This is a genomic window from Acidovorax sp. JMULE5 (assembly GCF_013376875.1).
Lineage (GTDB): Bacteria > Pseudomonadota > Gammaproteobacteria > Burkholderiales > Burkholderiaceae_C > Acidovorax > Acidovorax facilis.
Window position 1 is genome coordinate 5,445,910 of the sequence record NZ_CP035951.1, and the last position, 9,900, is coordinate 5,455,809.

The window sequence follows — 9,900 nt, forward strand, 5'->3', positions numbered from 1 at the left end:
TTCACAACCCGTACGTCAGCTCCCGCGCCTTGCCCCAGAACACCCGGTACATGAAGATGGTGTAGGCAATGATCGCTGGCAGCGTGATGGCCACGCCGATGCCGATCACCACCAGCGATTCCGTGGCGCTGGCGGCCTGCCACACTGTCAGGCGGTCGATCACGATATACGGATAGATGCTGTAGGCCAGTCCCAGGAAGGCCAGCACAAAGATCAGCACGGTGGCCCCGAACACGATCCAGCCGTAGCCGGCCTGCACCACGCGCGGCGTGGCCAGCACATGGCGGATGGCAAAGAAGGCTGCCACACAGGCCAGCGGGATGGGCAGTAGCGCAAACAGCTCGGGCAGTACAAACCACTTGGCAAACACCGTGGGGCTGACCAGCGGCGTGGCCAGCGAAATCCCCATGAGCGCAAACCCCATGGGCCACAGAGCACCCTGGCCCCAGCGGGCGGCCTTGCGCTGAAGATCGCCATCGGTCTTCATGAGGAGCCAGCCCGCGCCCAGCATCGCGTAGGCCGCAGGCAGGGTGATGGCAATGCCTGCAGAAAACAGCAGGCCCCAGGTGTCGTTCTGAAAGCCGGTGATGTAGGCCCCCAGCATCCAGCCCTGGGCCAGGGTGGTCGCCAGTGAGCCTGCCGCAAACAGGCGGTTCCACGTGGTCTTGTGCGAATCGCGGGCCTTCACGCGAAAGTCGAACGCCACGCCGCGCAGTATCAGGCCCACCAGCATCACGGCCACCGGCAGGTACAAGGCCGACAGCACTACGCCGTGCGCGGTCGGAAAACAGATGAGCAGCACCCCCACGCCCAGCACCAGCCAGGTCTCGTTGGCGTCCCAGAAAGGGCCGATGCTGGACACCATCACGTCCTTCTCCGCATCGGTGGCAAAGGGCAGGAGGATGCCCACGCCCAGGTCGTAGCCGTCGAGGATCACATAGGCCAGCAGGGCCAGGCCCATCACGGCCATGAAGATCAGGGGCAGGGCGGTGGCCCAGTTCAGTGCGTCCATGGAGGCCTCCTTAAGTGGCGCGAGGGGCTGGCGCGGGATGGGGCGCCGCCGGTGTGGGCATGGCCGGGTGTTCGGCCATGTACTTGATCACGCCCACATAGGCCACCAGCAGCAGCCCATAGACGATGAGATAGGCCGCCAGCGTGCTGGCCACCATGGCGGGCGCGTGGGGGGCCACGGCGTCGACGGTCTTGAAAAGGCCATAGACCAGGTAAGGCTGGCGACCGATTTCGGTCACGTACCATCCGGCCAGCGTGGCCACCCACCCTGAGAACGCCATACCCACCAGCGTGTAGAGTAGTGGCCGGGGCAGGGTGGCCAGGTCTTGCTTGCGGCGGCGATACAGCACCAAAGCACCCACCCAGGCCACGGCCAGCATGAGTAGGCCCACACCCACCATCACGCGGAACCCCCAGAACACGGGCGCCACGGGCGGATGGGCGCCGGGGAATTCGTTCAGCCCCTTCAGCTCGGCGTCGATGTCGTGCGCGAGGATCAGGCTGGCCGCCTTGGGGATCTGCAAGGCGTAGTCGGTGCGACCTTCCTTCTCGTTGGGCAGGCCAAACAGCGTAAGTGGCGCGCCCTTCTCGGTGTGCCAGATGCCCTCGATGGCGGCGATCTTGGCGGGCTGGTGCTCCAGTGTGTTGAGACCATGCAGGTCGCCCATGAAGATCTGCAGCGGGATCACGACGGCCACTGCGGTGATGGCCGTGCGCAGGGCCTTGCGCGTGCCTTCGTTGGCCGTGCCCTTGATGAGCTGCCAGGCACTCACCCCGGCGACCAAAAAGCCTGCCGTGAGGGCCGATGCCAGCAGCTTGTGGCCCAGTCGGTAGGGGAAGGACGGGTTGAACACAATCGCCAGCCAGTCCACCGCGTGGAATTTGCCATCGATGATCTCGTAGCCCACGGGCGTCTGCATCCACGAGTTCAAACTCAAAATCCAGAAAGCCGACAGCGTGGTGCCAAAAGCCACCATGAGCGTGGCGACAAGGTGCATGCGCTCGGACACGCGCCCCCGGCCAAACAGCATGATGCCCAGGAAGGTGGCCTCCAGAAAGAACGCCGTCAGCACCTCATAGCCCAGCAGCGGTCCGGCAATGTTGCCCACATGCTCCATGAAGCCCGGCCAGTTCGTGCCGAACTGAAAACTCATCGTGATGCCCGACACCACGCCCAGCGCAAAGGTCAGCGCAAACACCTTGGTCCAGAAGTAGTAGGCCTGCTCCCAGCCCAGCGCCGCCGGTGTGCCGCGCTTGGCCGTGTGCCGCAGGCGGAAGAACACCAGAAACCAGCACAGCGCAATCGTGATGGTGGGGAACAGGATGTGAAAGCTGATGTTGGCCGCGAACTGGATGCGCGAGAGCGTGAAGGCGTCCATGGCGTCAAACTCCTGAGGAATTGCTCTTTGGCGAGTGACTGCCCTTGCCGGTCAGCCGGTCCTTGAATTCGAGCACCCGGGTAACGGCGGTGCCCATGCCCATCAGCTGCATCGCTGTTTCAGGCGCCAGGCGCTGCACGTCGTCGAACCATGTCATGAGCCGGTCGATCAGTTCGTGCATCTCGCGCATGCGTTCCTGGGCGTGGCGCTCCTCATCGGAGGAGGGCTCTTCGAGCAGCGCCATGCGCAGCATCGACAAGGTGGGTTCGATCTCGCGGCGTCGGCGTTCCTCGGCCAGCACACGGAAGATCTCCCACACGTCCTTGGGTGCCTCGAAGTATTCGCGCCGGTCGCCCGGCTGGTGGCTCAGTTTCACCAGCCGCCAGGCCTGAAGCTCCTTGAGTCCCATGCTCACGTTGGAGCGCGAAAACTCCAGCGTTTCCGCAATCTCGTCGGCATTGAGCGGGCGAGGAGACAGGAAGATGAGAGCATACATCTGGCCGACCGTGCGGTTGATGCCCCAGCGGCTGCCCATCTCGCCAAAGTGGGCCACGAACTGGCGGTTCAGAGGGGGTAAATGGTTGACGTAGGTCATATGGGCATGCATTGTGCGCTTGATTTTTCGAAATTTCAGTAATTTCTGAAAATTCAGGAAATTACATCCTCAGAAGGTGGGGTATCGCGGCAGGCTCTGGGGCTGCGCAAACTGCTGGGCGCGGGGGGACAATAGAGGTTTTTTGTCTGCTGGTGCGGCCCCGCATCGGCACATGCCATACCTCCCCGCTGCCATGTCTTCGTCTCCTTCCCGCATGCCCCTGATCGATATGGTCAAGGGCTTGGCGTGCATCACCATCGTCTGGCACCACCTGGCCTTTTATGGCCCGATGTCGGACATCGCCCAGCCTCTCGCCCCCGCCTTGATGGCCTGGCTGTATGACTATGGGCGCATGGCGGTGCAGGTGTTTCTGGTGCTGGGCGGCTACCTTGCCGCAGCCAGCCTGGCGCCCCAGGGCGTGGCGCGGTTTGACCATGCTGGCAATGCAGTGGCCAAGCGTTTTGTGCGGCTGGTGGTTCCCTACGCGGTGGCGTTGTTGCTGACGGTGGTGGTGGCTGCCTTGGTGCGCCCCTGGATGGAGCACCCTTCTGTGCCGGAAGAACCCACCTTGGCGCAATTGCTGGCCAATGCCTTGCTGCTGCAGGACATCGTGGACGAAGATGCCCTGTCTGCCGGTGTCTGGTATGTGGCCATCGACTTCCAGCTTTTTGCATTGAGCGTGCTGCTCTGGGCGGGCGTCAGGGCCCTGCCGGGCGCGTGGGCCCAGCGGCACGGGGCTGTTTTGGCCCGGGTGCTCATCGTGGCAGGTGTGACTGCGTCGCTGTGGGTTTTCAACCGCATGGCCGGGCTCGACATGTGGGCGATCTACTTCCTGGGTGCCTATGGCCTGGGCATGCTGGCGTACTGGGCAGTGCGCGCAGCCAGCCCGGTTGGGTGGCTGAGCGCCATGGTGCTGCTGGGCGGCGTGGCCCTGGCGCTGGACTTCCGGGGCCGTATCGTGGTGGCGCTCGTCACGGCGCTGTGCCTGGTGGTGGCGTTGCGGTCCGAACGTCTGCGTGCCTGGGGCGGCTTTGCGTCGCTGGTCCGCGTGGGGCAGATGTCTTACTCCATCTTCCTCGTGCACTTTGCGGTGTGCCTCCTGGTCAATGCCGTGGTCAGCCACCTGTGGCCTGCTTCGCCGGTGCCCAATGCGCTGGGCATGCTGCTGGCGTTTGTCCTGTCCCTCGCCGCCGGGCGCCTGCTCTACCTGCGGGTGGAGCGGCATCTGCCCACCTGGTCCACCGCATTGCGCTGGCAGGCGGGGCTGGTGGGCACCGGTCTGCTGGTGGCTGTTACCAACAACGGGTTCTGAGTGAGGGCTCGTGAAGAGCCCTTCAACGCTGTAGCTTGCGCTCGCGCCGCTTGCGCTGCCGGTCCAGAAACCAGGCCATGAAAGGCAGGATCAGCATCGAGCCCGGAATCACCCAGATGAACAGGTAGGGACTCACGGACGAGGCTGACCGCATCACATCCCGCAAATGGGCGCGCTCTGTAGCATCCCAGTTGCCCTGGCGGCGCTGCTGCACCAGCCACACCACCGAGCCCTTCATGGTTGCCATCTCGCGCTTGAGGCGGCTCTTTTCGCGGCTGTTTCCCGCCAGGAAGGAGCAGAACCATTCAGGAGCCCGCTCCATTCGCCGCTGGAATGCGACGGTTGAGTCCGGGTCGAACTGGTCAATCGATGGAGGGATGTCTGGCGTGTGCGGTGCGGGCGGTGTGGTCATGGCGGCTGCCATTGTCGCGGCTCATGGCGCTTTGCACCACCCCAATCCGTGGCACTTGCACCCTCCAGGCAGGGCTCGCCGGGATTAGAAGGCGCGCAGTGCTCCAGCGGGCTCCTGCTACCCAATAGCCTCAGAAACCGGCGTGCTCAAAGGCCAAGGCAGCCAAGCAAGGGCTGCCCCGCAGCGAGGGCGGCGTCCCCTCGCCCGCAGTGCTCAGCGCTGTGAGAGCGGGGGGAAGGCGCGCAGCGCCTCAGGGGGGTGTCCCGAATTCAACGATGCAGTTCGCCGGCACTTTCAGGCTGGTACAGGATGTCTTTCACGCGCACCGTCATCGACTTGCCGCCCGGTCCGGGCCAGGCCAGTTCATCCCCCACCGCCAGGCCCAGCAGGGCGCTGCCCACGGGCGCGAAGATCGAGATGCGGTCTGCAGTGCCATCTGCGTCGCGCGGGTAGACCAGGGTCAGGCAGAACTCCTTGCCCGTCTCCAGGATGGAGAACTGCACGGTGGAGTTCATGGTCACCACGTTGGGCGGGATGTCCTCGGGCGGCACCACATCGGCCCGGTCCAGCTCTGCTTGCAGGTCCGCCTTGCCCGGGAAGACACTGGCCGGGATGGCGGCCAGCAGGGCTTCGATGCGGTCAACGTCGAGCGACGACAGGATGATCTGGGGCTTGCGCGCCATGGCAGTACCTCTAAGGTGGTGACAAAGCGCGGGACTGTAGACCATCGCGAATCTCGCACTGCCGCGCGCGGTCAATCTCCCTGGATGTTGCGCGCCTTGATCAGCGCGCCAAACCGTGCGCTGTCGATGGAAGCCCGTGCATTGAAGTCGGCGGGCGACATGGGGGCGGGCACCCCGCCCAGCGCCGTGATGCGGTCCTTGACGGCCTGCGTGCCCAGCACCTTGTTGATCTCGCGGTTCAGGCGCGTGACCACGTCGGGCGGTGTGCCCGCCGGTGCATAAAAGCCAAACCAGGTGTCTGCGTCAAAGCCCTTCAGGCCCACTTCGTCCAGTGTGGGGACGTCCGGGAAGAGGGGTGAGCGCTTGGCGCTGCCCACGGCCAGCAGCCGGAGCTTGCCCGCTTTCACATGCGAGAGGCCGATACCCGGGTCGAACATGAAGTCCAGCTGCCCACCCAGCAGGTCCTGCATGGCCGGTGCCGCGCCCCGGTAGGGCACATGCACCGCAAATACATTGGCCTGGGTCTTGAGCATCTCGGCCGCCAGGTGGGGCGAGCTGCCGTTGCCCGGCGTGCCAAAGCTCAGCTTGCCGGGGTTGGCCTTCAGGTGCGCGAGGAACTCCTGGATGGTGTTGACCGGCAGCGAGGGGCGCACCTCCAGGAATACCAGCACCCGTGCAGCAGCGGCCACGGGTGTCAGGTCCTTGACGGGGTCGAAAGGCATCTTGGGATACAGGTGCGGGTTGACCGACACCATGCCGCCCGAACTCATGAGCAGGGTATAGCCGTCGGCCGGGGATTTGGCCACGGCCTCCCCGCCGATGTTGCCGCCCGCACCGCCCCGGTTTTCCACCACCACCGGCTGTCCCAGCGCGGCCTGCAGGGGCTGGGTGACGGCGCGCGCAATCTGGTCGGCGGCGCCCCCGGCGGGGAAGTTGACGATGACTTTGATCGGCTTGCTGGGCCAGGTGTCTGCCATGGTGGCGGTGCTGAGCAGCACGCTGACAGCGGCGCATGCCAGCGTGCGCAGCAGGTGGCGGGTGGTTGGGGAGGGCGGGTTGTGAACGATGTGCATGGTTGTCTCCAGTCAAGGTGAGCGCCCGGGTGCGCCGGGTCTGGTGTGTTGTGTTGTGGTGATGGGGTGAGCCGGGAAGAACGGGTTGTGCAGTGCCTGTCAGGCCACGTCCACCTCGACCAGGATGGCGTGCGGGCTGGCCAGTGCATCGCGCAGCACTTGGTGCAGCAAGGCGGGGTCGCTCACGCGCACAGCCTCGCAGCCCTGCCCATGGGCGAGCGCGAGGAAGTCGAGATCCGGCAGGTCGGTGCCTTCGAGCTTGTCGCCTTCGTGGAAGCCGAAGGTGGGGGCAAACTCCTGCAGCGCCGCGTAGCGGCGGTTCTTGAGGATGATGAAGGTGATGGGCAGCTTCAGCTGCGCCGCGCTCCACAGGGCCTGGATGGAGTACATCGCCGAGCCGTCGCCCAACAGCCCGATCACCTTCTTGTCGGGTTTGGCCAGCGCAACGCCCACGGCGGCCGGCATGCCATAGCCCAGGCCGCCGCTGCACATGGTGTAGAAGGTTTCGCTTTGCACAATAGGCAGGTAGGCGTGCATGGCGGCGCGCGAGCTCGGGGCTTCTTCCACCACGATGGAGGCCGCATCGCGCACCTCGGCCAGGGTCTGCATCACATAGGGCACGCTCATCAGCGGCCCCGTGGGCTCCACACGCGGGCGTGCGGGGCGCGGTTGTGGCAAGGCGCGTGGCGGTGGTGCGGGGCGCGCCAGCAGGTCGAGCACCCCGAGCCGGATGCCGCCCACGGCCGAGGTGCCTTCAGGCGTCCATGCGGCGGTGCCGGGGTCTTCAATCAGCTGCACCAGTTGCGCGCCCGGCGGCACATGCGGGCCAAAGCCTTCCACGTGGTACGTGAACGCCGCGGCGCCCAGCGCAAACACCAGGTCGTGCCCGCCAAGCAGCGCGACGATTTTCTCGCGCATGGCGGGCAGCACCCCGGCGAACAGGCGGTGGTCCTGCGGAAAGCCGCAGCGGCCCGCCATGGGGGCAATCCACACGGCAGCGTTGTGCCGCTCGGCCAGCGCCACCACCTCGTCCCAGGCACAGTCGCGGTCCACGGCGGCGCCCACCACGAAGACGGGGCGCCGCGCGGCATCCAGCGCATCGCCAATGGCCTGCAGCACGCGGGGCTCGGGACGCGTTTCGGTGCTCACGGTGCGCGCCTTCAGCGGCTCGCAAGGCTTGTCCCAATCGTCTGCGGGTATGGACACCAGCACCGGCCCACGCGGCTGCTGCATGGCGATGTAGTAGGCCCGCGCAATGGCCAGGGGCACATCTTCGGCGCGCGCGGGCTCCACGCTCCACTTCACGTAGGGCTTGGGCAGCTCGGTGGCCTGGCCCGAGAACAGGAATGGGTCGAACGGCAGGATGGAGCGCGCCTGCTGCCCGGCCGTGATGACCATAGGCGTGCGGTTCTTGTGCGCCGTGAAGATATTGCCCATGGCGTGCCCCACGCCGGCCGCCGAGTGCAGGTTCACAAAGGCGGCGTTATGGGTGGCCTGCGCATAGCCGTCGGCCATGCCCACCACCACCGATTCCTGCAGGCCCAGGATGTAACGGAAGTCGCTGGGAAAGTCGAGGAACAGTGGCAGCTCGGTGGAGCCCGGGTTGCCAAAGATGGTATCGATGTGAAAGCCGCGCAACAGGTCGAGCACGGCCTCGCGCACGGTAGGGAGATGGGGGTGTTCTGAAGGCATCCCCGCATCTTCGGATGGCTTACTCTATCCATCAATACAATGAAGTGACTAAGCGGTATTCATTAAATGCATATCAAAGACATCGACCTCAACCTGCTGCGCCTGTTCGATGCCGTCTACCGCACGCGCAACGTGAGCCGGGCCGCAGAGCTGCTGGACCTGACACAGCCCGCAGCCAGCCAGGCGCTGACGCGGCTGCGTTTGCTGATCAAAGACCCGCTGTTTGTGCGCGCGGGCGGCGGCGTGCAGCCCACCCCCAAGGCCGACCGGCTGGCAGACGCGGTGCGCAGCGCGCTGGGTTTGCTGGAAGAGGCCCTCAACGAGTCGGCCCTGTTTGACCCTTTGCAGTCGCACAAGGTGTTCCGCATTCACATGAGCGATATTGGCGAAGGCCGTTTTCTGCCCGACCTGATGGTGGCGCTGCAGCATCAGGCGCCCGGAGTGCGTGTGGAGACCCTGCCCGTGCCACGCCACGAGATCCCCCAGCGGCTGGACAGCGGTGCCATCGACTTCGCCTTTGGCTTTTTGCCCACGGTGAAGGATACGCAGCGTGTGCAGCTCCTCCAGGATCGCTACGTGGTGCTGCTGCGCGCAGGCCACCCCTTCGCCGCCACCAGGCGCAGCGGCCCTGTCCTGCTCAGCGCCCTGCACCAGCTGGAGTTTGTGGCCGTGCGCACCCACTCCGACACCCTGCGCATTCTGGAGATGCAACAGTTGCAGGACCGCATCCGCCTGACCACCGAGCACTTCATGGTGCTGCCCGCCATCGTGCGGGCCACGGACCTGGCCGTGGTCATGCCCCGCAACATCGCACGCACTTTTGCGGCCGACGGTGGCTACACCCTGATCGAGCCCGCACTGCCGCTGCGTGACTTCACGGTGTCGCTGCACTGGAGCCGCCGCTTTGAAAGCGACCCCGGCAACCAGTGGATGCGGGGGCTGATCGAGCAGCTGTTCAAGGAGTAAACCGTGCCAAGGCCGCGCGCATGCTTGCGGGGGCGGAGGGGCAAGCACGCAGCACCAAATGGCTGTATATTTATACAGTTATGTCTCGCACCTTCACGGACAAGTCCGACATCCCCGCGCCGCCCGAAGAGGTCCGCATCCCGCTGCAGGCCATCCGTGGCCGGGGCGCGGCCACGGCCCTGGCTCACCGGTTTGCGCGCGATGTGCGCGAGGCGGCCGACGACGGCTGGGGCCAACTGCCGGGGGGTAACGATGCGGGCGACGATGCATCCGCCGCCCCCGCCCCCCGCCGCCACTCGCGTGCATCTCGAAACCGCGCGCAGCGCCATCTGCGCCAACGACTCGCCAGACATCTTTTTTGAACTCTCGGTGAACCCCTACCGGGGCTGCGAACACGGATGCATTTACTGCTACGCGCGGCCTACCCACAGCTACCTCAACTTCTCACCGGGGCTCGACTTTGAAACGCAGATCGTGGCCAAACACAACATTGCCGAAGTGCTGCGTAGCGAGCTGTGCGCGCCGCGCTACGTGCCCCGTTTGATCAATATCGGCTCGGCCACCGACTGCTATCAACCTGTGGAGCGCGAGCTGAAGCTCACCCGCAGCGTGATCGAGGTGATGCGCGACGCGCGCCACCCGTTTTCGCTCATCACCAAATCCAGCGGTGTGGAGCGTGACCTGGATTTGCTGGCTCCGCTCGCAGCGCAACGCCTAGCGGCGGTGTACGTCACTATCACCACGCTCGATGCCACCCTGGCCCGCCGCATGGAACCC

Annotated in this window: 9 protein-coding genes and 1 pseudogene; 3 read left to right on the forward strand and 7 right to left on the reverse strand. The window is 65.4% G+C overall.

All coding sequences use genetic code 11. The features are described 5' to 3' along the window. Position 1 precedes the first annotated feature (1 nt). From EXV95_RS24735 to EXV95_RS24745, 3 genes are read right to left on the reverse strand one after another with little or no spacing between them, the layout of a single operon-like run. On the reverse strand, positions 2 to 1,012 hold the full coding sequence (locus EXV95_RS24735; protein ID WP_055394255.1) for a cytochrome d ubiquinol oxidase subunit II: 1,011 nt from the start codon (positions 1,010 to 1,012) through the stop codon (positions 2 to 4). 10 nt (positions 1,013 to 1,022) lie between these two features. Next, positions 1,023 to 2,390: a cytochrome ubiquinol oxidase subunit I gene (locus EXV95_RS24740; protein WP_176888879.1), complete on the reverse strand. Its 1,368-nt coding sequence runs from the start codon at positions 2,388 to 2,390 to the stop codon at positions 1,023 to 1,025. A 4-nt stretch (positions 2,391 to 2,394) separates the two neighbouring features. Then, complete coding sequence (locus EXV95_RS24745) at positions 2,395 to 2,985, reverse strand: GbsR/MarR family transcriptional regulator (RefSeq protein WP_176888880.1); 591 nt, start codon at positions 2,983 to 2,985, stop codon at positions 2,395 to 2,397. 193 nt (positions 2,986 to 3,178) lie between these two features. Here EXV95_RS24745 and EXV95_RS24750 point away from each other — a divergent pair, with 193 nt between their 5' ends. Beyond that, the gene (locus EXV95_RS24750; protein ID WP_176888881.1) at positions 3,179 to 4,297 is read left to right on the forward strand and encodes an acyltransferase; all 1,119 of its coding nucleotides are present in this window, start codon (positions 3,179 to 3,181) and stop codon (positions 4,295 to 4,297) included. 22 nt (positions 4,298 to 4,319) lie between these two features. Here EXV95_RS24750 and EXV95_RS24755 read toward each other — a convergent pair whose 3' ends face one another. From EXV95_RS24755 to mdlC, 4 genes are all read right to left on the reverse strand, one after another. Next, positions 4,320 to 4,709 carry a hypothetical protein gene (locus EXV95_RS24755; RefSeq protein WP_176888882.1) on the reverse strand — a complete coding sequence of 130 codons (390 nt, stop codon included), beginning with the start codon at positions 4,707 to 4,709 and terminating at the stop codon, positions 4,320 to 4,322. Positions 4,710 to 4,978: 269 nt separating this feature from the next. Beyond that, positions 4,979 to 5,392, reverse strand: coding sequence for a nucleoside diphosphate kinase regulator (gene rnk / locus EXV95_RS24760; RefSeq protein ID WP_055394263.1), 414 nt, complete (start codon positions 5,390 to 5,392; stop codon positions 4,979 to 4,981). 71 nt (positions 5,393 to 5,463) lie between these two features. Continuing rightward, complete coding sequence (locus EXV95_RS24765) at positions 5,464 to 6,465, reverse strand: tripartite tricarboxylate transporter substrate binding protein (protein WP_176888883.1); 1,002 nt, start codon at positions 6,463 to 6,465, stop codon at positions 5,464 to 5,466. 99 nt (positions 6,466 to 6,564) lie between these two features. Further along, entirely contained in the window at positions 6,565 to 8,157 is a 1,593-nt protein-coding gene (gene mdlC, locus EXV95_RS24770; protein ID WP_176888884.1) for a benzoylformate decarboxylase, read from the reverse strand. Between the two features lie 66 nt (positions 8,158 to 8,223). Between mdlC and EXV95_RS24775 the strand changes: the two genes are divergently transcribed. Continuing rightward, positions 8,224 to 9,123 carry a LysR family transcriptional regulator gene (locus EXV95_RS24775; protein ID WP_176888885.1) on the forward strand — a complete coding sequence of 300 codons (900 nt, stop codon included), beginning with the start codon at positions 8,224 to 8,226 and terminating at the stop codon, positions 9,121 to 9,123. Between the two features lie 80 nt (positions 9,124 to 9,203). Further along, positions 9,204 to 9,900: pseudogene (locus tag EXV95_RS24780) on the forward strand (radical SAM protein); the annotation flags it as partial.